Here is a 21,908-nt window from a genome sequence, read left to right as displayed (position 1 = left end):
GAGGTTGGTTAAGATGATGACTGAACATGAAAAGCTATTAGCAGGACAAGATTATGACTATCGTGATCCTGAGCTACAAAGCCTGTTGGCAAAGGGCAGAAAGTTAGTCAGTTTAATTAATACGACGCAGGATATGGCTGAGCGGGCCAAGGCAATCAAAGGATTATTTGGCAAAGTTGGCACGGGGTTAGTCATTAACGGTAGTTTTAGTGCGATTTACGGTAGTCATATTAATGTGGGCGATGACGTCTTCATTAACGGCAATTGCACATTCCAAGATTCTAATCGGATTACCTTGGGTGACCGAGTCATCATTGCCCCCGATACTAAGTTGTATTGTGGTGCCCATGCGCTGGATGCCAGCAAGCGGTTTGGCACGCGCCCAGATGGTAGTAAGTATTTGATTACTTACACGAAGCCGATCTCAATCGGCAACGATGTGTGGATTGGTGGCAATGTGACCATCATTGGTGGTGTGCATATTGGGAATAACGTCGTGGTCGCGGCGGGTGCCGTTGTGACCAAGGACGTCCCTGACAACACGATCGTGGGTGGTGTTCCTGCGAAAACAATCAGACCATTACCAGCCTTAAATTAAGTTGTGGTTTCGGTGCATAAAGGAGTGAAATCGATGGTAGTGTTGCAGCAGGCGCCATTATTCAGATTGTTCAAATTACGTATTAAGGCCAGTGAGCGGGCCGCTTTTGCACGAGTTGGTGAACAAAATTTGTTGAAGTCAATTACCCGAGAACCAGGGACTTTAGCAATGTATACGGGACATCTAGATCTCAATGGTGTTGAAAATCGGGTCCTTGAATTATATCGAGACCAAGCGAGTTATGAAATTCATGCCAAGTCACCGCAATTTCAAGTTTTTAAGACGGTTGCGGGACAGGCCGTGGTGGAACAGTCGGTGACAGTGTTAACGCCAATCTTACTGTTGACGTCAGGACCAGCTTTACGGATCATGGCACCTACCAAGTATTTGGTAGTTCTAACTGAATTCACGGTTAAGGCCGATCAGTTACGAGCATTCCAGTCGTTATTAACCGCTGAAATGCAGACAGCAATGACCACTGAACCAGGTCTAGTGACGGGTTATTTAGGTCAATCAACCGCAGATCCACAACAATTAATCGTGTTTGACCTGTACGAAAATGAAACTGCTTATCGTCAGCACTATCACACCGATCATTTCGGAGCTTTTCATCAAGCCAGTCGATCTTTAATTGTGCAACAAGCAACAGTTGAAGTTAGACCGGATGTTTTGGTTAATCAGGGACCACTGACTTATGAGCGTGAATAGTTTAATTGATCATCTGGGGTGATTCCAGTCGACAGTTAACAAAGCTTCGTTAGTGCGAATCATGGGATTGGTCGTCGTGTTTGTGGGAGTTGTTGAGATTCGTTTTTATAGAAAACAACAAGTGTTATGACTAAAAGTCACTTTAAATGAGTGCTAACCACTCATTTAAAGTGATTTTTTTAGTCGTTAAAGAACTTTTAGGAAAATAAGTTAAACAAGGCTGGTATCTTGTCAGAATTGGCATCAGCTTGGTATCGACATATTTTCAGAAAAAAGTTTAATTTTTTGCTTGCCTTGCAGTAGCTTCAAGGGTCTAAACTGCATTTATTCACTAAAAGACAAGGAGCACAACATGACAAAAAATAAACGCTTTGACTGGATTCTATTAATTATTCTATTCAGTTATTTTATGATTTTACTGGATAATTCGATTATCTTTACGGGAACCGTGAAAATTGCCCAAGAGTTGCAATTGAATCAGCAGACACTTTCTTGGGTCAGCAGTGCCTATTCGTTAACCTTTGGGGGCTTTTTGCTGCTTGGTGGCCGTGCCGGAGACTTATTTGGCCGGCGTCGGATTTTTGAAATTGGGTTGACCATTTTTGGCCTCGGTTCCCTAATTGTTGGGTTAGCGGTTAACGCACCGATGATTATTGTGGCACGCGCATTTCAAGGCATTGGGTCAGCAATCTTAGCCCCTACAACGCTAGCTATTTTGATGGATACTTATGAAGGTCCTGCCCGCGTTCGGGCCATTGCTTATTATGGTGCGATGGCTGGTATTGGGGCAAGTGTTAGCCTGGTCATTGGCGGTGTCTTTGCTAGTTTATTAACTTGGCGCGTTGGCTTCTTCATTAATGTGCCAATTAGTATTTGGATGTTCTACTTAGCGATGCGGCATTTAAAGGCTGATCGTGGTCAGAATGGCGGTAAACTCGACTGGGTCGGGACGATTACATCATTGATTGGGATGAGTGCTTTAGTTTACAGTATTGTCGGAACTTGGGCAAAATTACCAGCTGTAATTTTAGCCATCGTGATGTTGACCGGATTTATTTTTCAAGAACGGCAAACGACACAACCGATCATGCCTTTACGATTATTTGCGGATCGTGAACGTTTGGGTGCGTATCTTGGTCGGTTTTTATACCTCGGATCAATGCTCGGTTTTTGGTTTATTACACCACAGTTAATGCAGAATCAACTAGGCTTTAGTGCCCTGATGGCGGGAATTGCCTTTTTCCCGCTAACGATTGTTAATTTTATTGTCGCCTTGCAGGTGGCGCGTTTGACTGCTAAATGGGGTAACGGTTGGTTACTGATTGTCGGTATTGGGTTAACGTTGATTGGAATGTTTTGGCTGAGTTTCTTTACGCCAGAACTTGGCTATTGGTTGGGAATTGCCTTACCAATGGCTGTGATTGGTGTTGGACAAGGCTTATCGCTAAGTCCATTTACTGCAGCCGGGGTAGCTCATACGCAGGGGCGTGATGCCGGGGCAGCTTCCGGGGTGGTCAATGTGATGCATCAAATCGGTGGCTCGGTCGGATTAGCCATCTTGGTCGCAGTTCAAAATATGGCACACAGTCAGGTAGCTGGATTTCAACAGGCCATTCTGACAGGTTCCGGATTATTGTTGCTGGCTTTATTAGCAGCAGTTTTCCTGATTTTACCAGGTGAAAGAAAATAATGATTAAAGTCTTGCCTTGCAGTTACTGCAACCGTGTAGACTGAGTTTAACTTAAAGAATAATTCAGGTGATAATTATGAAAAATGATCTAATTGAGTTGTATCGAAATTATAATCGTGCGATGGTTGCAGCAGATGTTGAGCGACTTGACCAACTATTAGCGCCGCAATTTACGCTGACACATATGACGGGTTATGTTCAACCACGAGCAGAATGGCTCACTGAAATCAAACAAGGACAAATGGCTTACTTCGACTCACAAGCGGATCAAATTACTGTTGAAGAAACGTCAACTGGTTGGCAAGTGACTGGGAAAAGTCGAGTGACTGCCTCGATTCATGGGAGTGCCCGCCATGTTTGGCCATTAAAAACAGTTTTGCCAATTCAGCGAACATCTGGTCAATTACAAATTATGGCCGCGGTGGTGACCACGTATTAAAAAAATTGGCTTTGCACTAATGGCAAGGCGTTATAGTAACACTGTCAATTAAATAAAAGAGGTTATTAAAAATGAAAAAAGTTTTGATTATTGGCGCTACTGGCTCAGTTGGGTCAACAACGCGGAAATGTTTGTTAGCGAATAGTAATGATCAACTAACGTTATTTGCCCGACATGCCAATCGTATTGATGCAAATAGTGCACGTGAAACAGTTATCCAAGGTGATGTGACGAATGTGGGCGAGCTGGCTGCGGCGATGGCCGGCCAAGATGCCGTATTTGCTGCGTTGAGTGGTAATTTAAAAGTAATGGCTGAAAGTATTATGGCCGCTATGGCGCAAGCACAAGTTAAACGGCTGATTTTTATCACATCAATGGGAATTTACAATGAAATTCCAGCAAGTTTGGGCGCTGATGGCAATCTTGAAAGTAATCCAATGTTACGTGGCTACCGGGCTGCAGCGGATGTGATTGAGGCCTCAGATCTGGATTATACAATTGTTCGCCCAGGCTGGTTTGACAATGGCTCGGCTGATTATGAAGTTACACAAAAAGGTGAACCGTTTGGCGGACACAATGTTTCGCGGCGCGCAATTGCAGATCTGGTGATGCAAGCAATTGATAGTGATGCGTATATTAAAGCTAGTGTTGGCATTAATCGGCCAGAATAAAGGTTGTTTTAAGCACGCGTGTAATTGACTAGCGTGCTTTTTCTATGAGGCAAATTGCTGGGTACTTTATCAATTAAGCGGGTATAATCAAATTAGTATTCTGATTAGGTGGGGTGGACATGTTGACAACTACGATTTATTCGTCGACGTTGATGATTTTAATTGCGGTAGCAGTTAGTAATTTATTAGCACAAGGATTCAAAAAAATTGCACCAACATATATCAACTTATTAATGGGGCTCTTGGTTGGGTTAGTACCGATAACGAATGCCACCATCTTGTCCTTTAATAATGAAATTTTTATGACAGCAATTATTGCGCCCTTATTATTTTTTGAGGGCCAAAATACGCGAGTGTTAATGGTTCGGAAGAAACGTCTATTGATTTTAGAAACAGCGGGTTCAATGGCGGTGGCACTTGCAATCGTAGTTGGATTAGCCGTCCATGTGATTGGCGGGATTGTGTGGCCATTAGCGTTAATTATGGCAGCAATTAGTGTGCCAACGGATGCAACCGCACTGGATTCGGTAACTGGTGGTCGTAAGCTCCCAGCGCAGGTTGGTTCGTTATTGCGCTTGGAGGCGTTATTCAATGATGCCACTGGTCTGATCATTTTGCAGGCCGGCGTGTTGTGGTATACCAGTGGTCAGTTGGCTTTGGGGAAAAATCTAGTCGCTTTCTTGTGGTCAGCCGGGGGCGGTTTGGTCTTTGGTGCCGCAATTGCCTTTGTTCTGATGATTTGTCGCCAGGCGCTATTGCGCTCTCGCTGGAACTTGGCATCGTCACAGATTATTATTTATCTGATGACGCCAATCGTGATTTACTTATTGGCCGAAGCCATGGCAATGTCTGGAATTATTGCGGTAGTCAGCGCAGGATTAGTTTATAACGGGGAAGCACAGCGGAGTCGTTTCTCGGAGCCAAGACAATTTCATTTATCCGTTCAGTTAATTAACCTTGGTTCGGAAATTTTAAACAGCTTTGTTTTTGTGATTCTGGGTATTTTATTAGCTCGAATTGTGACGGGTTATCACGCAGCCCCGACGACTGGTCATTGGCTCTGGATAGGGCTGTTAGTTTATAGCTTAGGACTAGTCGGTCGCTACATTCATGGACTGGCGGTTAAATTTATGTCACGCGATGCGTTGATTTTTGCGCTTGGCGGTGTACATGGCACCGTCACTTTAGCCTTAGCATTGTCAATATCGGTCTTAACGGCAGCTGATAATCAACTGGTCTTATTGGTCGAAACGGTTGTCATCATTTTAAGCATGTTGGTTCCGACAGTTTTACTACCGCACATGCTTCCGGCCAATCAAGCGGTACCGCGAGCAAAGTTAACCAAGATGCGAGCGGAAATGGTGGCGGCAGGACTGCACCAATTGACACAGTTGACATTAACACCGGCAGTTGAAGCCAGCGTGACTTATGATTTGCGGGATCAATTACGTCAAACACGCTTACGAAGCTTTTTGCGACAATGGCGTCAAAGCAGTTGGCAACCGGAAATTTTTACTGGTGATGAAGCGCTACAGGAACGGCGTGCCTTAATGCAGGCTTTTGATGCGGAACGACAATATTTATATGAGTTGGCATTGACACATCAAATTGCATCTAAATGTATTTATGAGCTATATAGCGAAATCTTACTTGCAGAATCACTAGTTTTAGATCCGGCTAATCAAACAGAAGTGTAAAAAAAGTCCGTTAACCTATGATTACATGGTTAACGGATTTTTACTGAAAATTATTGATTTTCTTGATAAACATCGTGTTCTTCAGCTTCAGGAATGTTGGACGGTACAAAGCTATCAGGCTTATGGTGAATCAGGACATCAGCGTAGTGGTCGACTTTAATGTTGATTGTTTTCAAATGATTTTGTAGATCGTTGATTTCGTCAAGTGTTCGTGACTGTTGTGCTTTCATCATTTCGTAGCGTTCAGGAACGGTACTTTCGCCCTCTTGAACGAGTTCCAAATAATGTTGAATGCGTTCAACGGGCATTCCTGTTTGACGAAGGCAGACGATGAGGTGAAGCCATTCTAAATCAGTGTCTTCGAAGACTCGATTGTTATTGGCATCACGCTTTACAAAAGGTAGCATGCCGTGGTCATGGTAATAGCGAATGCTGTAGGTTGAAATGGCCATCTTTTTGGCGACTTCTTGAATGGTATAGGACAACTGTAACCCCTCCTGAAATAGTGACTATGATTAAAGCTTATCTTACCCCGATTTGACACAGTTCGCAAGTGTTATGTAAAAGGACAACATTTCCATTTCGTTACAGTGAGTCGAAGATAAGGTTGAAAAAAGTTAGGGCTATGGCTTGCCTTCTAGTAGTCCTAAGGTGGTAAGCTACAGCTATCAATCAAGTGAAGGAGGAATCGGCGTGTGGCAATATTCAATTCAACTAGCAGGGCACGACTTTGAACCAACTATCGCTTGGTCAACAGACGATCAAATGGTCGTGGCACAACTTAAAACAACAGACCATGTGGATTTATTAAGTTGGAATTCAGCAACTGATGAGAGTGAGATCTATTCACAACTTTCGTTAGACGAGTTGATGATGCGGATTGATCACACGCCGTATGCCAAATTACTTGAAAAGATGCCCCAGGTGATGGCCGAATCCAACCAGTCGATGCCGCCTAAGCTACAACGGCAATGGTATTTGGTCGGTTACTTGGCGAGCCTGAGTCATCAAGCGTTAATCAACACAGCCGCCGCTTTGCTAAGTCTAACGGTGCTGACGTTAAAGACGCCGCCGATGAACCTGGCGCAGGCAATGGCTCAACAACTACGGGGCGTGACCGACCAAGCACGCTGTTGGCTAATGGCAGCGCAAGTGACCGATTTACAATTGGTCGTGACCAGCAAACCATTGAAAACGTTGTTGCAACATTTACTGACGCAAGCCGATGAACTAGATTATTGTTGTGTCAGTGGACAATCTTATGGCTGGCAGTTAGCTAACGATGCTCACTGGTTGAGTCAAGTTGAACAGCCCAATTTTAAGTTGACCAGACTTGAGAGTCCAGTTGCCTATCGATTGATTCGGGCCGCGTATCTTGAACGTGTGATTGATTAAGGGTAAAGTAATAAAAGTGTGAGAGAAAGGTGTGAACTTGGTTTGAAGTCGAAGTTTGGCATGTTAAGTGTGATTTTGTTAGGGATTAATTCAATTATTGGTTCTGGTATTTTTCTGTTACCTGGTCAGGCGGAAGCCTTGATGGGGCCAGCTAGTATTCTAGTTTTTATCTTTGATATGTTGCTAATTGTTTCAATTGCCTTGTGTTATGCAGAAGACGCAACGTATTTCAAAAGTAATGGTGGCCCGTATTTGTACGCGAAAGAAGCCTTTGGTGATTTTATCGGTTATGAGGTCGGGTTTAGTGTTTGGGCAATCAGTATTATTGCATGGGCAACGATGGCTAACGCCTTTACGACCGCGTTGAGTGCGATTTTTCCCGTTTTACAACAAGCTATTTGGAAAGATCTCACCATCCTAGTGTTGCTAGGTGGCTTGACGCTGATCAATGTGGCTGGTGTGACCTTGACTAAAGTAGTCAATAATATTGTGACCGTTGCTAAATTATTGCCGCTGGTCTTATTCGTTGTAATTGGCGTATTTTTCATTAATGGTGCGCATTTCACGCCGTTTGTAGTGACTAACGCCAATTTTGCTAATTCGTTTGGTTCCGCTGCAATTTTGATCTTTTATGCGTTTACGGGGTTTGAGGCGATTGCAATTGCGGCGCAGGAATTCCACAATCCACAACGAACGATTCCAATGGCAATTATGGTTGTTTTGGCAGTGGTAGCTGTGTTATATATTGCTATTCAAGTGGTTTCAATCGGGGTTCTGGGTGGCAGCTTAGCCGGCAGTACCGCACCAATTCAGGATGGTTTTGAAAAGATTCTTGGGCCAGTTGGTAAAACGATTGTGGCAGTAGGGACTATTATTTCAATTCTAGGTGTCGCAACTGCTCAATCCTTCTACTTGCCGCGGATTGGTTCGTCGATGGCGGACAATGGTGTCATGCCCAAGGTAGTTGGTTATCGGAATCGCCACAACGTGCCAGCAGTGGCCATGGTAATTTCGTTCTTAATTGCCTATCCATTAGCGATTTCAGGGACCTTTCAAACGTTGGCAGCCATTTCGGTCGTGTCACGTTTTGCACAATATATTCCAACGATTTTGGCCGTCTTGGTTTTCCGGCGGCGAAAGACCCAAACTGGCGCTAATTTCCGCGTGCCGTTTGGTCCCGTTTTACCTGTGATTGCGGTCATTGTCAGCTTGTGGCTCTTATCTAAAGCCACTGGTTTTCAGTTGATTATGGGACTGGGGTGTTTAGTCATTGCGGTACCGTTCTACTTTTTGACGACTCATCGACAACAAGCTTAAAATTTTCAAAAAGGACTTGCCTTAGTGTTGGTCGAAAGGGGTAAACTAACCTTATCGAATCAGAAAGGGTGAGTCAATGAGTTGTCGAACAGTCTGTGGTCGGATTAAATTAATGTCAGGGTGTGACCGCGAAGCAATGGTGGTCGCCGCTGTTAGTGGCGTTGGTCGGCAAGCCTACTTGTTGGCTCAACAACGGTTACTCACAGAGCGGTTAGCAACCTTGTCAGTCACTAGACAAGCAATTGCCGTGCAAGAAATACAAGTTGAATTAGCCCGACTGGCGGATCAGCTTAGGTTAGTTAGTTAATTAAATAGTCACTAATCAGGCTGGTTCAGGTCTTGATTGGTGGCTATTTTTAGTTGTGTTGCTTCCGGTTGTTGCTGAAAACATGCGGACGAGGGACCGGTTCAAGCCTGAGAAACGTCTTGAACCTTGCCCAGAAACTTTGCCAAAACCGCAAATTTCCCGGACCGTCCGTGGTGTAAGACCGGCAAAAATGCCGGTCAAACGCCACCTGCACGTCCGATGATATCAGCAACAACCTCCCGCTATGTCAGTAGTTATTTGCGCTTAGCGGAGTCAGTCAAAATCGGTGTGCAGTGTCGGCGAAATTAGTCGGCGTTCTTGGCTGACTAATCTCGCGGGGCAATTCAAAGACGGGTTTATCGGCTCGGAATTGAGGGGTCAGACCGTACTGTGGCTGGCGCCGTCCCTCACAGCACACCGATTTTGACTGACGGAGCGCTAAATTTAGGTGAGCCAACTTTAGTTGTGATGTTTTCAATAATGCCATGGGCAACGGCTTGACGAATTAACTGTGATTAGAGTAAGATTAAAATACAATTAAAGCACATGTTGATGAGAAGAGTAATCATGAACCAGATCAACAGGAAACCGTGCCAACTGAAAAGCGGTGATCTGTGCAGTGATGAAGATGAACTCGGAATGCCTAGTAGTGGTTGTGAGGCTCTACTGGCGGGACTGGCCGATATCCCAGTGAGTTAGACATAACTCGATAAGTTTAGCTGGGTGACCGGCTAATAAACTTGGGTGGTACCGCGCCAATGCGTCCCTCGTCCGTAACTGGATGGGGGACTTTTTTGTGCTCAACCTGTGAATTCCGATATTTTTTCGAGCAAAACCTAACTGCCAGATGTACTCAGGTCGAACACATTTCAGTTGAGTTAATTGATTAAAGGCCGGTAACTCATACCCACCGATTCATGACAAATAGCACACGCTTATCAACAACTTAATCACAAGCATCAACTGACACAAACCTTCACTAAAAATAGTAATCAAAGAAAGAAGCGTTGACTAATGACAACGAATAAAAATGACCTACATATTGAAACACTTTTAGCACAAGCTGGTAACCGGACGGATGATGCCAAGACTGGAGCAATTTCCGCGCCGATTTACCTCTCGACCGCCTATCGTCACGCTGGCCTGGGACAATCAACTGGTTTTGACTATCCACGTGAGGCCCAACCAACCCGATGTATTTTAGAAAAAACGTTAGCAGAAATGGAACATGGGGTCGCGGCTTTTGCGTTGACTTCTGGGATGTCTGCCATTCAATTGGTCTTTACACTTTTTAACAGTGGGGATCGGATTATCATTTCAGATGATTTGTACGGTGGCTCATATCGTTTCTTCGATTTATTACATGATCATTATCATTTAAACTTTTCTGTTTGGGATGGGCAGGATCAGCAGCAATTGATCAATGAAATCGATGATAAGACGGTCGCACTGTGGCTTGAAACGCCATCGAACCCAACGATGAAAGTAATTGATATTGCCGCAACCGCTAAAATAACGCAGGCGCATGGCATTAAATTGATTGTGGATAACACATTTTATACGCCGTTGATCCAGAAGCCGCTAGATTTAGGCGCGGACATTGTGATTCATTCAGCCACAAAATATTTAGCTGGACACAATGACATCCTGGCAGGAGTTGTGGTTGCTAAAGCTCAAAGTGATGCCGATCAACTTGAATTTAACCTCGTCACGACCGGCGCAGTATTGGATCCGATTGATGCCTGGTTGTTGCTACGGAGCTTGAAGACGTTACCACTACGGATGCATCAACATGAGGCGAATGCACAAGCATTAGTCCGCGTGTTGACGAGTAATCCACATGTGGAAAAAGTGTTGTATCCAGGTCGGGGTGGGATGATTAGTTTTTACTTGGCGGCGGGGGTCAGTGTGGATAAGTTTCTCCGCGCTTTGAAAATTGTGTCCTTTGCGGAAAGTCTGGGCGGTGTCGAGAGTTTAGTGACGGTGCCAGCGGTTCAGACGCATGCGGACTTGTCCGAGGAAGATCGGCAAGCTAAGGGAATCACGGCGAATTTATTACGATTATCCACAGGGATTGAAAATGCACTCGATTTGCAAGCTGATTTAGAACAAGCACTGGCGGTTGCGGCAAAATAGTACAAAACGCTTTACTTACTTTTTGTACGTGGTAAACTTAGGTTATTGAAACGATCATGATAAACATTGGAGGCATTTTAAATGGCAACAGCAACTTTAAGTAACGAAGAGATTCGCGAACGCATTAAAACGGGTAAGCACATGTTATTCTTTACGGCGGATTGGTGCCCAGATTGCGCTTTCATTAAACCAGTGATGCCTCAGATCGAAGCTAAATATGATCAATATGATTGGATCACGGTTGATCGTGACGCCAATATTGACATCGCGCAAGACATGGGTGTTATGGGTATTCCTAGTTTCGTCGGCATTGAAGACGGTGAAGAAACTGGTCGCTATGTGGATAAGTTCCGTAAGACCCAAAAACAAGTTGAAGATTTCTTAGATTCATTAGAAAAATAATCAAAAACGGGTTCCTTATCAAGGATGATTGATAGGGAACCTTTATTTTTTATATGAGAAACTAAAGTTTGAAAGTTAAAAATTGCCGGTCTGCACCACTACGTCAACAATCCGGTAATGAAAACTGGTCGACTACTGCCGCTTCCGGTCGTTGCCGATAACATGCGGACGAGGGACCGGTTCAAGCCTGAAAAAACGTCTTGAGCCTCGCCCGGAAGCTTTGCAAAAACCGCAAATCTCTCGGACCGTCCGTGGTGTAAGGCCGGCACGAAACGCCGTCCCCCCCCACAGCACACCGATTTTGACTGACGGAGCGCTAAGTTTAGGTGTGTCTACTTTAGACGAGCTACTGTTACTGCGACATTTGTGATGCTTCTGAGTCTTTCAACCTTTAGATGAGAAACATGATCGTATCCTAATTAGGCTAATAACTGACGATTGGCAAGGTAAACGACAATCGTTAACGGTAATGTCAGTGCCATGACTGGATAGAGCCATGCCCACGGTAAAAAGGCGGTGATTAATCCCGCTAACATTGGTCCGCCTGACATGCCTAGATCCACACCGATGTAGAATGTACTATTCGCTAAGCCATGATCTGATTCCGGAACTAGGGTTAATGCTTTAGCCTGGCAAATTGAAAACATCAATCCATAGCCCGCGGCAAAGCCAAATGCGCCCAATAATAACATGAACCAATTGTTCAAATCAGTCAGGCCAATCAGTCCTAACAAGTTAAACCCTAATCCTAACCAGAAGAATTTTTTAAATGGAACCTTGTCGAACGCATCCCGTAGCACCAGCCGCATAAATAGTAAAATAATGGCATACGCTGGAAAGAAAGCACCTGCTGGCACTGCAAAGTGGCGATGTGCAATATAACTCACAATATAAGTTTCCGTAGCGAAATAGGGTAACGAGAATAACAGTAAAATTGCTGTCAGTGGGACGACTTTAGGCTGGACGAACTGAAACTTTTTCGCAGTTGTTTGATGCGTGGGGGTAGGAACACCATGATTACCGACAAATTGAATCACGATCAACAATAAAACACTAAACGCTGACGCGACCCAAAAAACACTTTGATAACTATAGTGTTGGTACAAATAGACACTAATTGCTGGACCAACTGCCATTCCTAAGGCACTGGCTAAGCCGTAAATTCCCATTCCGGAACCAATCCGATTTGCTGGCAATAATGCTGCCATCCAAGTCGCCATGCATACTGAGCACAGCGTGTAGCCGAGCCCATTAATCACGCGGAATACCATGATTAACGCGACGCTAGTTGTGAAGGTATAGCCTAAACTGGCTAATAAGATTAACAGCCCACCAGCTAGGGTTAATTTATATTTGGAAACGCGATCGGTTAAATTACCGGCTAACGGCCGTAATACCAGTGCTGTTAGGTTCATTGCCCCGGCAATTACGCCGGCTAAAATACTGCTGGCGCCGGCATTGGTCGCAAAACCAGCGATAACCGGATTAATTAACATTGGACTCATTAAATAAAAGAAACTTGCTACTAAAACTAATGTGACATCTTTGGTATATAAGCGTGTTTTCACGCAGGTCATTTCCTTTCCAAGTTAGTATTAGCGCGTCGCACTAATGTTAGAAATTGCCGTTGTTCTTCAGGTGTAAATCCAGCAAAGAGTTCTTCACTGGTTTGCCACCCGTGTTTGTCTAACTGATCATATTTAGAAAATCCTAGTGGCGTCAACACCACTAGTTTTGACCGACCATCGTCAGGGTTGGGCACTAAGGTGACGATTCCTAAGTGCACCAAATGTTGAACGATTACCCGGGCAGTTTGATGGGTGATTCCTTGATAATCCTTAAACATTGCAATTGTCTGATTAGGATGCTCAAAAAAGTACTTCAAAGCATCACCCTGGACCGTCGTTAAATTCAAATCTTGAATATGGAGATTCCGACGTTGCTTGATTCTGCGGGCTAACTGTAACAGTTGCCGTGAAATCATTTCATCTTCATTCATCTAATCACCTCACCAATAAACTATACAGCACACTGTATAGTTTTGTAAGTGAAAATTTTATTTTCATAAAAAAAGTTCTTGTCAGGTGGCAAGAACGTTTAATAATTATTTTGGTGCCTGCTGTGGATAACCACAACAAGCGTTTTTGTTTTTTATTGGAGCTGATATTGCAGGCGCACGATTGGGGAAGCGCCTTTAGTCGTAAATTGTTCATCTAAATTCATTTGCCAAAGTTGATCAGTAATCTTGAGCTGGTTGTTCGTGATGTATTCTGACAATAATTGTAATGAAATACAGATGTTTTTCATGTCATTAGTGGTATCAATCGAGACATAACTGCCAGCTGGTTTTTGAATCAAGGGAAGTTCTCCGGTGTTGGTTCGCGGCGAAACGGCTTTTAAAATACAGAATGAGGCAGTTGGATAACCGTTAGCATCACTGTTTGGTAACTGTGTCAAAAAGCCAGAATCTTGTTGATCCATCAGTTTAAGTTGGCCGAGTTGTGCGTAGAATTCCGCATAGATTTCGGCGATTTCCGCTTCCGTACACGCGACTGACTGTCGGGAACGGCAAAATAGTTTTGGTGTGACGGTGTCAATGAATGGTCGGTTTTTCACCACCGACTCAGTTGCGATTGGTTGATTAAAGCGGGTACTCAAGGTTTCACGCAACAGCGACAGGTTATCTAGTTGGGTGTTAAGTTGTGACAGGACTTTTTTGAGTGCAGTATTTAAATCAGTCGTATCAGTGGCTTGGGTCAATTGCTTGATTTCGGCAATGGAGAGTCCTAAGCGGCGCAGTCCGAGAATAAAGGTGACCGGATAAAGTTGGTCATAAGAATAGTAACGGTAGCCATTTTCACCCACATGCTTTGGTTGAAAAAGGCCCTTTTCGTCATAGAAAATCAAAGTGCGCCGGGTGGTCCCAGCGAGTTCAGCAAATTTTTGAATGGTTAGCATTAAAATCCTCCAGGTGTCAACTTGACTGTAACGTTACGATATACCTTATACTTAAGTTATTGATGAAGCAACTTAAATATAGAATGGAGCAAATAATTATGCGAGCAATTGTGATTGATCAACCCGGCGACGTAGATGTGATGAAACTTGTTGACCGGCCAATCCCAGCACCGACGAAAGATGAATCCGTGATGCGCATTCATGCTTTCGGAGTGCATCGTTACGAAGTGTTAACTCGGGCAGGTGGGTCACCATCCGTTAAGTTTCCACGGGTCATTGGTGTCGAAGCCGTCGGTGAGATTGCCGCGGTATCTGAAAATAGCTCATTGAAGGTTGGTCAAAAGGTGATCACTATGATGGGTGGCTTTGGCCGAGAAGTTGATGGCAGTTATCAAGAATATGCTTTAGTTAATGATAAAAATCTATTTCCTGTGACTTACACTGGCGATTGGGTGAGCTTAGCCCAATATCCTGAAAACTTTTATACGGCCATTGGGGCACTTAAATCATTAGGCTTGAAGGCTGGTCAAACGCTGCTAGTACGTGGTGGGACGACCGCGGTCGGTTTAGCCGCAGTCCAACTAGCCAAGGCATACGGTCTCAAAGTGACCGCAACGACACGCCGGGAAGCTATGAAAACTGCACTGATAGCCAATGGCGCTGATGAAGCTGTCTTGGATGTCAAAAATGAGTTACAGACTGAAAATAATTTTGATGGGATTATCGATATGGTGGGGACAGTCACGTTGACCAATTCGATTGCTCACTTGAATCAGGGTGGTCAAGTTTGCTTAATTGGCTTACTATCCGGCGAATGGATTATGAAGAATTTCAATCCTTTCATTCTTGCCGGTAAGTCCCTGACAGTCTTTGATTCGACTGAAGTAAAGCAAGACTTAGTGACTGAAATGTTTAAGTTGATTGAAAAAGATCATCTCTCAATTCCGATTGCCAAAGTTTTTAAATTGGATGAAATTAAGGCGGCTCATGAGTATGTGATGGCGAGTCGTGAACTGGGTCAAGTGATTGTAGACAACGATTAGTTTTCTTTGTGAGGATGGGCATCAAAATGGCGGCTGCAGATTTGATAAAATTAATTATTGATCAGACTGATGGTTTTTTGGACTATCCATTTAATCGGCCGAATCAGCAAGCCGGTGTGCGATTTGCAGTCATTAAGCATCAGCATAATCATAAAATTATCGCGATGGTTTATGAACAAGCCGAGCAAGTCTTTGTTGATGTAAAACTCACGCCACGGCAACGTGAAGAATTACGAGGGCTAAGTGGTGTGGACCCAGGACATCATTTTAATCGCGACTATTGGACAACCATTAAAGTCAATGACACGGTGTTATCCCAAGAGGAATTAAGCAATGTGATTGCAGCGAGTGCCAGCTTAACGAGTTAATTGATTGGTTTAACAGTGATTCTCTGTTAGACTGTTAACTATTAATTCTGAAAATGGTGATGAAAATGACAACGATTGTCTTTGAAGATGTGATTGTCCGTGCGATTAAGTTGGACGATCTACCAGTGTTACACGTGTTTGCAGCGAGTCAAGCACAAACGAAACTCCCAACGATTATTGATTATCATGGCTGGACGACGCCAACGTCGTCCGAATTAGTAGCCAGCTATCAGTTGGTTCAGGCAGGCTTCCGCGTTATTTTGCCAACCGCATACTTGCACGGTAGCCGCAGTGACGGCACTGATTTAGACCGGCATCCAGAACGTTTCTGGGAAATTGTCGGTCACTCAGTTACTGAGTTTCCGCGGCTCGTGGAGGCACTCGTGACGAGCGGTATGTCAGATCCCGAGAAGATTGGCGTCATGGGGACCTCCATGGGTGGGATTACCGCGGCGGGAATTATGGCAACGCAAGCACAGATCGTTGCCGGTGTGTCACTGATTGGGTCCCCAGAACCAGTCGCCTTTGCGAAAGATCAAGTTGCGCAGATTCCAGCCGAGCTGTTAGCCCAATTACCGGCGGACTTATTGACCAAGACCTATGCTCAAATTGGTCAATTTGATTTGTCACAACAGGTTGAACGCTTGGCTGGACGGCCAATGTTCTTCTTTAATGGCACTGCTGATACGATGGTACCTTATAAATACGTTGCTGATTTTGAACAACGTTTTGCGGGGACTGATGCTTTGCAGCAAACCGTATTCAAGCACGCCACTGGTGGCGCACATCATGTGCCACACAAGATGCATCAAGCTGCCGTTGCTTTTTTACAACAACATATTATTGGTTGAAATTAGCGCCCAGTTCTGACTTAGTCGGAACTGAGCGTTTTAATTTAGAAATTTTGTGCCCCTTTGATACCGGCGACTAAAATTAAAATTGGCGTCGCTAGTGCCATTAAAACGGTGCGTTCAAGCAATAGAAAGCTGAAATTCATCCTGTCATCACGTAAATTGTTTCGAAAATTCAAATCATATTTGTTGGCAATGGGATTAGTGACATTGCCTTGTGAGTATTTTAAATCCGCTGCCGAGGAGTGGCTGGCCATTGATTGAGTTTTGAGTTTGCCAGTTCGTAAGCCTGGGACCCAAGCCATCAAGGCCGGATAGGCGAATATATAGGAGGTGGTTAAATATAAATTGGGTAGATTCCAGATTAAGTGGAAACTGCCGTCCGGTCGCGCCGTGATAAAATAAAAAATAATGATGAAACCAACTAATCCCCATAAGTAGTCTGCAATGAGATGTCCCAATAATCGCATCGGTCCCCAACTCCCTTTAGTTTGAATGTGAAGCTAGTTTAGACCACTCGTTTGCAGAAGACAACGAAGATTATTAAATTGGTAATTAAGCAAACATTTTGAGAAAGTGTAATCCTGTAAACAATTGGTTAATATCCTCAACAAGAGTAAACTTAGTCTAAACATTAAGAGAGTAGGGATGACGGATGCGTAGGGCAATGAAATGGTTAATCAATCCAACTTTGATCATGTTTTTTACGTTGGGCTATGGCCTGTATTTACGGGGGTCGAGTCAAACTGGCTGGGAGAACTGGGTTGCTTTTAGCATGGTGGGCTTGGGGCTATATTCAATTATTCTGTTTTTTGTCGGGGGGATTGGTAAAGCCATGCGCGGTGAGAAGCATTTTAGTGGTTCGGAAAAGCTCATTTATGGTTACTTAGGTGGGGTGTGGGCACTGATTGTTTTGATCAGTATTTATTTGATGGCACATAATTAAGATTTGAAAGTTGCCGTATGCTCATTGGACTAGTGACGGATCTTGACCGTGGCTTTCGGGATGTTCTGGTGAGCCATCGGTGCTATAATCTGGAAAAGTCTTGAAAGTGAGCTGAGGATGATGCACTTAAATCGACCAGTTTCATTTTATCGTCGCTTTTACTTTTATCTAGGTCTGTTGATTATTTATCAAGCGCTGATACGACCAGTGAATTATCATAACTTGTATTTAGTTGGTCTTTCAATTCCAGTTTTAATCCTGGGTATTTTTTGTATTTTACGGTCTTTTTTAATTTTCCCACTTATCAATATCCGAGCAACGGAAGCGATTCAGCGTGCGACTTGTCTGCTACCGACTGCCGTTGGGTTACTATTCTTAGTGCTGGGACAGATTGGCCGTCTCCAGCAAAATCCACATTGGGTGCTGACGACCTACGTGGGTGCTTTGGGACTGTGTACTTATTCATTGATTTTATTAGGAGCCGGTGCGCGGACAACTGCACAGCGGCGGATTGCACCGGATGATGTTGCAACGCGCTGGTTTTTCAGTTACTTAGTTGTGCTCGTGTTAGTTAGTGTTGTGACTTTGATTAGCTTGTTCATACAAAGTTAGCGTGATGAGTGTTCTTAAAAGACTGCTAGTTTTTAAATCTTAAAATAATGATTTGTATTTATACTGAAGGTTGAAAGTTGAAAATTGTCGTTCTGCGCCACTGTGTCAATAATTAGACGGTGAAAACTAGGCGATTACTGCCGCTTCCGGTTATTGCTGATAACATGCGGACGAGGGACCGGTTCAAGCCTTAGAAACGTCTTGAACCTCGCCCGAAAGTTTTGCACAAACCGCAAATCTCCCGGACAGTCCGTGGTGTAAGACCGGCAAAGAACGCCAGTCTTACACCACCTGCACGTCCGATGCTATCAGCAATAACCTCCAGCTAAGTTCGTAGTTCTTTTTTGGATAAAACAGTTATTTTAGCGGAGTCAGTCAGAATCGGTGTGCAGTGTCGGCAAAATTAGTCGGCGCTATTGGCTGACTAATCTTGTGGGGCAATTCAAAGACGTGTTTTATCGGCTTTGAATTGAGGCGGCAGACCGTACTTTGGCTGGCACCGTCCCCCACAGCACACCGATTCTGACTGGCGGAGCGCTGAATCTGGATAAGTCCACTTTAGGGGTAACGGTTACTTGACATATCACCATATGTATTTAGATTTATATTTAAAAGAAGCTGAAACAGTTTGGTTAGTCCAGGCTGTTTCAGCTTCTTTTGGTTAATCGACGACGTAGACTTGATCATGAATCAAGTCAAACGGGCGATAGTGACTGTTTAGTTTTTCAACTGCGGTATCGTCACGATAATGGGCATTATCCCAAAATTGCTTGGAACCGGTGGCACCGTACTTTTCACCAATACAAATCAGCGGAATCTGGCGGTCACTAGCCCGCATCGCTTGCAGTAACTCCCAATCTAGCGTGAGCTTATCGGGGGACCAAGCCATAATGACATAAGTGATTTGATCCGCGTACTTTTCAAAGGCGGTGACTGCGTCTAAGCCTTCAATCGTGGTCACGGGGTGTTTCCCAGTTTCGTTGTTGGCTTCTTTTGTCCAAGCCTTCGAGTCAGTCGTGATGATTTCTTGGCTCGGATGCAATCGGCTCAAGCCTTTAGAAATATATCCGTTGCCGGCCATCACTTCTAAAACGGGACCGTTGCCAATAAAGTCCGCTAAGTCTTTGAGGAAAGGCGCACTGATGTAAGCCCACATCCCGTATTGATCTTCAAGGTAGTCGCGGAAATTACGCAGAAGTTGATCAACCTTTGGTAAGGCCGCTGAAAGTTGATTCCATTCCGCATCACCGGCAGGATCGTGTAATGGATAGTTGGCATTGATCCGTTTGATCAGTTGCTCCTGAAAGTTGTCAGGAACTTCTAGCAGGGGTAATTGTTGTGGCGCTAAGCCAGCTGCTAGTAAGCGATCAGCTTCAATCGCATTATTTAACAACACAAGAATCTGGGGGTCATCTTTGAATAACTCGCGGTAATGATTGAGCTGTTCAATGTATGGGGCGGCCTTAGTTGACTGTTTTTTAGTGCGCTTTTTCAATTGTTTTAATTTCTTGGGATTCATGTAAAACTCCTAGTTGTCAAAGTGTAAGTCAAGTTCTTCTTGACCGTTATCGTCAGGAACAGCGCGTTGTTGACGACCATGTAAGTAGCCGTTCATCAACTGGAACAGTTCATAGCGGTCTTCACCAGAGAGGTGTTCCTGATTGAAGGTCAACGGTTTGCCTGAGAGAAAAATTCGACCCAAATCGTATTCTTCTTGGTCGGCCTGGCCAGATAAATAATCAGTCGTCACGTGGAAGTATTCAGCTAACTTACGGACTTCCAAATAGGATGGCGTCCGTAAGTTGCGCTCCCAGTTACCAATTTGTGCGGCGGTATTATTTCGAGTCAAGTCTGCATCAGGTAAATGATTTAACGCAGTTGCCAGCTCACCGAGCGTCATTTTTTGACCTCGGCGTAAGGCGCGTAAACGTTCTGGAAACATGTGCTCACTTCCATTCATTATAATAGTGGCGCGGATAACGCCATGAATTCATCAATATCACGCTTGATTAAGGCAACCCCGGCTTGCCAAAAATCAGGTTTAGTTAGATCTACGCCGAGATGTTTTTTCGCGAGTGCTTCGGTCGACATATTAGCGGTATCCCGTAACAAAGCAATGTAGCGGTCTTCAAAATGGTCGTCGTGTTTTGCTTGAGCGTAGATTCCAAGACTGAATAAATAGCCAAAGGTATATGGAAAGTTGTAGAACGGCACATCTGAGATGTAAAAATGTAATTTGCTAGCCCAAAACATTGGATGATAGGTGCTTAGGGCATTGTCGTAAGCGTCTTTTTGCGCTTGTTCCATGAGTGCTGAAAGCTCAGTTGGGGTAACGACATGTTGCAACCGTGCCTGATAGAATCGCGTTTCGAATAAGTAACGAGCATGGATATCCAAGAACATTGCTAATGGATTTTGCATTTTGGCATCTAACAAGTTCAACTTGGTTTTGGGATCAGTCGCGGCCTTAACGTTAGCGTCTGCGACAATCAGCTCGGCAAAGGTCGATGCAGTTTCCGCCACATTCATGGCATAATCTTGTCGCCAGAATGGTAGGTCTTTGATCACATCTGCGTGAAAAGCATGGCCCAGTTCATGCGCCAAGGTCGCTGTATCATTTGGTGATCCCGTGAAGGTCATGAAAATCCGAGATTCTTTGGTTTCTGGCAAATTATCCATGTAACCACCTGGCCGTTTGTTAGGCCGGTCTTCGGCCTCAATCCAGCGATGTTCAAACGCATAGGTAGCGAGTTTCGCCATTTTGGGACTGAATTTCTGAAAGTTACTGATGACAAAATCGGCGGCTTCATCGTATGTCTGGGTATTGGTGGCCGTACCAAGTGTGAGGGGCGCTTCCAAATCTTGCCAGTCCACTTGTTTTTTGCCCATCAAGGCAGCTTTACGTTGCAGGTAATGTAGCAGCATTCCCTTGTTGCGGTCAACCACGGCATACATCGTATCTAAGGTTGCTTGGCTCATGCGATTGAGTTCCAGCGGCTTGCGCAAAAAGTTAGTAGTGCCGTGTGCTTGATAGTCTTGCAACCGGAACCCAGCCAAATGATTTAAGGTGTCGGCAAAAGGGGCGGCATTTAGTTGCCAAGCTTGTTCCCAATTTGCCATCAAATCGGCGCGTTGCTGGTTTGGCATGGCGGCCGCAAGTCGGTTTTGTGCCTGACCGGCCGACAAAGTCTGAGTATGACCAGTTTCATCGGTGTACTTGATCTTCATTTGACTGACTAAGGTATCGTAGTGATCGCTCCAACCCTGAAAGCCATCGACGGCCAAATTGTTGATTAACGCCTCGGTCTGACTGTCGAGTAGGGCTAAGCCCTGTTTACGCATTTCAGTCAGGTTGAAGGCTATCGATTGAAGTTCTGGATGAGCAATCAATTTTGCAAAGGTTTCCTGTGAGAGTTGCACAAGTTGCTTTTTAAACTGGGTCATCAACTGTTCGTGGTCGTTATCCAGCTGATAGAGCTGATTCAACACGATCCCAGCCTTAGTATCGCTGGCATTGGCAGATTGAATGGCAACGACGAAAACTTCGCACTGGGCGAGTCCTGCCTCAATGGCCTGCAAATCAGTGACGATTTGTTGGAACCAGTCATAGTCGGGTGTATCAGCGTCAGCCCGCCAGTTAGCTAACGTGGTCTCCGTTTCGTGTAGCTGTTGTTTAATGGTGGTCAACTTTTTTTTCAGTGCTGGCGAGTCAATGCCGCCTGGGAAAATGCTGTCCAAGTCCCACGTTTCTGAATAGTGCATGGCAACTC

At 44.5% G+C, this 21,908-nt stretch carries 24 protein-coding genes; 16 read left to right on the top strand and 8 right to left on the bottom strand.

Annotated features, from left to right (window positions below):
• The first annotated feature begins 13 nt into the window (after positions 1 to 13).
• The 6 genes from FFM64_RS03670 to FFM64_RS03645 all read left to right on the top strand — a co-directional run bounded on the left by FFM64_RS03670 (position 14) and on the right by FFM64_RS03645 (position 5,803).
• A complete protein-coding gene (locus tag FFM64_RS03670; protein ID WP_137606645.1) occupies positions 14 to 598 on the top strand; it encodes a DapH/DapD/GlmU-related protein in 585 nt (194 codons plus the stop codon).
• A gap of 33 nt (positions 599 to 631) precedes the next feature.
• Positions 632 to 1,306 (top strand): putative quinol monooxygenase, encoded by a 675-nt coding sequence (locus tag FFM64_RS03665; RefSeq protein WP_137606644.1) that lies wholly within the window; start codon positions 632 to 634, stop codon positions 1,304 to 1,306.
• 352 nt (positions 1,307 to 1,658) lie between these two features.
• On the top strand, positions 1,659 to 2,996 hold the full coding sequence (locus FFM64_RS03660; RefSeq protein ID WP_137606643.1) for an MFS transporter: 1,338 nt from the start codon (positions 1,659 to 1,661) through the stop codon (positions 2,994 to 2,996).
• A gap of 76 nt (positions 2,997 to 3,072) precedes the next feature.
• The gene (locus FFM64_RS03655) at positions 3,073 to 3,435 is read left to right on the top strand and encodes a nuclear transport factor 2 family protein (protein WP_137606642.1); all 363 of its coding nucleotides are present in this window, start codon (positions 3,073 to 3,075) and stop codon (positions 3,433 to 3,435) included.
• 71 nt (positions 3,436 to 3,506) lie between these two features.
• Positions 3,507 to 4,106, top strand: a complete 600-nt coding sequence (locus FFM64_RS03650; protein WP_137606641.1) for an NAD(P)H-binding protein — start codon at positions 3,507 to 3,509, stop codon at positions 4,104 to 4,106.
• 119 nt (positions 4,107 to 4,225) lie between these two features.
• Entirely contained in the window at positions 4,226 to 5,803 is a 1,578-nt protein-coding gene (locus tag FFM64_RS03645; RefSeq protein ID WP_137606640.1) for a cation:proton antiporter, read from the top strand.
• A gap of 50 nt (positions 5,804 to 5,853) precedes the next feature.
• Here the strand turns inward: FFM64_RS03645 and FFM64_RS03640 are convergent, their stop codons facing one another.
• Entirely contained in the window at positions 5,854 to 6,288 is a 435-nt protein-coding gene (locus FFM64_RS03640) for a MerR family transcriptional regulator (RefSeq protein ID WP_137606639.1), read from the bottom strand.
• A 208-nt stretch (positions 6,289 to 6,496) separates the two neighbouring features.
• On the opposite strand from FFM64_RS03640, the gene FFM64_RS03635 reads away from it, so the two are divergent.
• The 5 genes from FFM64_RS03635 to FFM64_RS03615 all read left to right on the top strand — a co-directional run bounded on the left by FFM64_RS03635 (position 6,497) and on the right by FFM64_RS03615 (position 11,360).
• Complete coding sequence (locus tag FFM64_RS03635) at positions 6,497 to 7,198, top strand: hypothetical protein (protein WP_137606638.1); 702 nt, start codon at positions 6,497 to 6,499, stop codon at positions 7,196 to 7,198.
• A 60-nt stretch (positions 7,199 to 7,258) separates the two neighbouring features.
• On the top strand, positions 7,259 to 8,515 hold the full coding sequence (locus tag FFM64_RS03630; protein WP_137606785.1) for an APC family permease: 1,257 nt from the start codon (positions 7,259 to 7,261) through the stop codon (positions 8,513 to 8,515).
• 76 nt (positions 8,516 to 8,591) lie between these two features.
• The gene (locus FFM64_RS03625) at positions 8,592 to 8,822 is read left to right on the top strand and encodes a hypothetical protein (protein WP_137606637.1); all 231 of its coding nucleotides are present in this window, start codon (positions 8,592 to 8,594) and stop codon (positions 8,820 to 8,822) included.
• Between the two features lie 1,014 nt (positions 8,823 to 9,836).
• Positions 9,837 to 10,958 carry an aminotransferase class I/II-fold pyridoxal phosphate-dependent enzyme gene (locus FFM64_RS03620; RefSeq protein ID WP_137606636.1) on the top strand — a complete coding sequence of 374 codons (1,122 nt, stop codon included), beginning with the start codon at positions 9,837 to 9,839 and terminating at the stop codon, positions 10,956 to 10,958.
• A gap of 81 nt (positions 10,959 to 11,039) precedes the next feature.
• A complete protein-coding gene (locus FFM64_RS03615) occupies positions 11,040 to 11,360 on the top strand; it encodes a thioredoxin family protein (protein ID WP_137606635.1) in 321 nt (106 codons plus the stop codon).
• Between the two features lie 419 nt (positions 11,361 to 11,779).
• Here FFM64_RS03615 and FFM64_RS03610 read toward each other — a convergent pair whose 3' ends face one another.
• The 3 genes from FFM64_RS03610 to FFM64_RS03600 form a co-directional block, all read right to left on the bottom strand.
• Complete coding sequence (locus FFM64_RS03610) at positions 11,780 to 12,928, bottom strand: MFS transporter (RefSeq protein ID WP_137606634.1); 1,149 nt, start codon at positions 12,926 to 12,928, stop codon at positions 11,780 to 11,782.
• 5 nt (positions 12,929 to 12,933) lie between these two features.
• On the bottom strand, positions 12,934 to 13,359 hold the full coding sequence (locus FFM64_RS03605; RefSeq protein ID WP_137606633.1) for a MarR family winged helix-turn-helix transcriptional regulator: 426 nt from the start codon (positions 13,357 to 13,359) through the stop codon (positions 12,934 to 12,936).
• A gap of 152 nt (positions 13,360 to 13,511) precedes the next feature.
• Positions 13,512 to 14,318, bottom strand: a complete 807-nt coding sequence (locus FFM64_RS03600; protein WP_137606632.1) for a MerR family transcriptional regulator — start codon at positions 14,316 to 14,318, stop codon at positions 13,512 to 13,514.
• 98 nt (positions 14,319 to 14,416) lie between these two features.
• On the opposite strand from FFM64_RS03600, the gene FFM64_RS03595 reads away from it, so the two are divergent.
• The 3 genes from FFM64_RS03595 (at position 14,417) to FFM64_RS03585 (ending at position 16,580) form a co-directional block, all read left to right on the top strand.
• Complete coding sequence (locus tag FFM64_RS03595) at positions 14,417 to 15,361, top strand: zinc-binding dehydrogenase (RefSeq protein WP_137606631.1); 945 nt, start codon at positions 14,417 to 14,419, stop codon at positions 15,359 to 15,361.
• A 26-nt stretch (positions 15,362 to 15,387) separates the two neighbouring features.
• The gene (locus FFM64_RS03590) at positions 15,388 to 15,729 is read left to right on the top strand and encodes an MmcQ/YjbR family DNA-binding protein (RefSeq protein WP_171000265.1); all 342 of its coding nucleotides are present in this window, start codon (positions 15,388 to 15,390) and stop codon (positions 15,727 to 15,729) included.
• A gap of 65 nt (positions 15,730 to 15,794) precedes the next feature.
• Entirely contained in the window at positions 15,795 to 16,580 is a 786-nt protein-coding gene (locus tag FFM64_RS03585; RefSeq protein ID WP_137606784.1) for an alpha/beta fold hydrolase, read from the top strand.
• 44 nt (positions 16,581 to 16,624) lie between these two features.
• Here the strand turns inward: FFM64_RS03585 and FFM64_RS03580 are convergent, their stop codons facing one another.
• A complete protein-coding gene (locus tag FFM64_RS03580; protein WP_137606629.1) occupies positions 16,625 to 17,050 on the bottom strand; it encodes a hypothetical protein in 426 nt (141 codons plus the stop codon).
• Positions 17,051 to 17,247: 197 nt separating this feature from the next.
• Between FFM64_RS03580 and FFM64_RS03575 the strand changes: the two genes are divergently transcribed.
• Together FFM64_RS03575 and FFM64_RS03570 are read left to right on the top strand one after the other, a co-directional pair.
• Entirely contained in the window at positions 17,248 to 17,526 is a 279-nt protein-coding gene (locus tag FFM64_RS03575; RefSeq protein ID WP_137606628.1) for a LasU family protein, read from the top strand.
• A 120-nt stretch (positions 17,527 to 17,646) separates the two neighbouring features.
• The gene (locus FFM64_RS03570; protein WP_137606627.1) at positions 17,647 to 18,138 is read left to right on the top strand and encodes a hypothetical protein; all 492 of its coding nucleotides are present in this window, start codon (positions 17,647 to 17,649) and stop codon (positions 18,136 to 18,138) included.
• A gap of 661 nt (positions 18,139 to 18,799) precedes the next feature.
• On the opposite strand, the gene FFM64_RS03565 is transcribed toward FFM64_RS03570, so the two are convergent.
• Genes FFM64_RS03565 through FFM64_RS03555 form a run of 3 tightly spaced genes read right to left on the bottom strand, consistent with a single transcriptional unit; the run spans position 18,800 to position 21,900 of the window.
• A complete protein-coding gene (locus FFM64_RS03565) occupies positions 18,800 to 19,657 on the bottom strand; it encodes an SAM-dependent methyltransferase (RefSeq protein ID WP_137606626.1) in 858 nt (285 codons plus the stop codon).
• A gap of 9 nt (positions 19,658 to 19,666) precedes the next feature.
• Positions 19,667 to 20,080: a helix-turn-helix domain-containing protein gene (locus FFM64_RS03560; protein ID WP_137606783.1), complete on the bottom strand. Its 414-nt coding sequence runs from the start codon at positions 20,078 to 20,080 to the stop codon at positions 19,667 to 19,669.
• 17 nt (positions 20,081 to 20,097) lie between these two features.
• A complete protein-coding gene (locus tag FFM64_RS03555; RefSeq protein WP_137606625.1) occupies positions 20,098 to 21,900 on the bottom strand; it encodes a M3 family oligoendopeptidase in 1,803 nt (600 codons plus the stop codon).
• Between the last annotated feature and the right edge of the window lie 8 nt (positions 21,901 to 21,908).

Source organism: Lactiplantibacillus daoliensis, assembly GCF_005405005.1.
GTDB lineage: Bacteria > Bacillota > Bacilli > Lactobacillales > Lactobacillaceae > Lactiplantibacillus > Lactiplantibacillus daoliensis.
This window is presented reverse-complemented; position numbering and strand designations above follow the sequence as displayed.

What these genes read in the sequence shown, in the direction of transcription:
- FFM64_RS03570 (WP_137606627.1), top strand. Translation starts at nt 17,647, where the DNA reads ATGCACTTAAATCGACCAGTTTCATTTTATCGTCGCTTTTACTTTTAT.
- FFM64_RS03630 (WP_137606785.1), top strand. Translation starts at nt 7,259, where the DNA reads ATGTTAAGTGTGATTTTGTTAGGGATTAATTCAATTATTGGTTCTGGT.
- FFM64_RS03575 (WP_137606628.1), top strand. Translation starts at nt 17,248, where the DNA reads ATGAAATGGTTAATCAATCCAACTTTGATCATGTTTTTTACGTTGGGC.
- FFM64_RS03600 (WP_137606632.1), bottom strand. Translation starts at nt 14,318, where the DNA reads ATGCTAACCATTCAAAAATTTGCTGAACTCGCTGGGACCACCCGGCGC.
- FFM64_RS03605 (WP_137606633.1), bottom strand. Translation starts at nt 13,359, where the DNA reads ATGAATGAAGATGAAATGATTTCACGGCAACTGTTACAGTTAGCCCGC.
- FFM64_RS03565 (WP_137606626.1), bottom strand. Translation starts at nt 19,657, where the DNA reads ATGAATCCCAAGAAATTAAAACAATTGAAAAAGCGCACTAAAAAACAG.
- FFM64_RS03590 (WP_171000265.1), top strand. Translation starts at nt 15,388, where the DNA reads ATGGCGGCTGCAGATTTGATAAAATTAATTATTGATCAGACTGATGGT.
- FFM64_RS03665 (WP_137606644.1), top strand. Translation starts at nt 632, where the DNA reads ATGGTAGTGTTGCAGCAGGCGCCATTATTCAGATTGTTCAAATTACGT.
- FFM64_RS03595 (WP_137606631.1), top strand. Translation starts at nt 14,417, where the DNA reads ATGCGAGCAATTGTGATTGATCAACCCGGCGACGTAGATGTGATGAAA.
- FFM64_RS03625 (WP_137606637.1), top strand. Translation starts at nt 8,592, where the DNA reads ATGAGTTGTCGAACAGTCTGTGGTCGGATTAAATTAATGTCAGGGTGT.
- FFM64_RS03645 (WP_137606640.1), top strand. Translation starts at nt 4,226, where the DNA reads ATGTTGACAACTACGATTTATTCGTCGACGTTGATGATTTTAATTGCG.
- FFM64_RS03660 (WP_137606643.1), top strand. Translation starts at nt 1,659, where the DNA reads ATGACAAAAAATAAACGCTTTGACTGGATTCTATTAATTATTCTATTC.
- FFM64_RS03560 (WP_137606783.1), bottom strand. Translation starts at nt 20,080, where the DNA reads ATGTTTCCAGAACGTTTACGCGCCTTACGCCGAGGTCAAAAAATGACG.
- FFM64_RS03620 (WP_137606636.1), top strand. Translation starts at nt 9,837, where the DNA reads ATGACAACGAATAAAAATGACCTACATATTGAAACACTTTTAGCACAA.
- FFM64_RS03585 (WP_137606784.1), top strand. Translation starts at nt 15,795, where the DNA reads ATGACAACGATTGTCTTTGAAGATGTGATTGTCCGTGCGATTAAGTTG.
- FFM64_RS03580 (WP_137606629.1), bottom strand. Translation starts at nt 17,050, where the DNA reads ATGCGATTATTGGGACATCTCATTGCAGACTACTTATGGGGATTAGTT.
- FFM64_RS03650 (WP_137606641.1), top strand. Translation starts at nt 3,507, where the DNA reads ATGAAAAAAGTTTTGATTATTGGCGCTACTGGCTCAGTTGGGTCAACA.
- FFM64_RS03655 (WP_137606642.1), top strand. Translation starts at nt 3,073, where the DNA reads ATGAAAAATGATCTAATTGAGTTGTATCGAAATTATAATCGTGCGATG.
- FFM64_RS03615 (WP_137606635.1), top strand. Translation starts at nt 11,040, where the DNA reads ATGGCAACAGCAACTTTAAGTAACGAAGAGATTCGCGAACGCATTAAA.
- FFM64_RS03555 (WP_137606625.1), bottom strand. Translation starts at nt 21,900, where the DNA reads ATGCACTATTCAGAAACGTGGGACTTGGACAGCATTTTCCCAGGCGGC.
- FFM64_RS03670 (WP_137606645.1), top strand. Translation starts at nt 14, where the DNA reads ATGATGACTGAACATGAAAAGCTATTAGCAGGACAAGATTATGACTAT.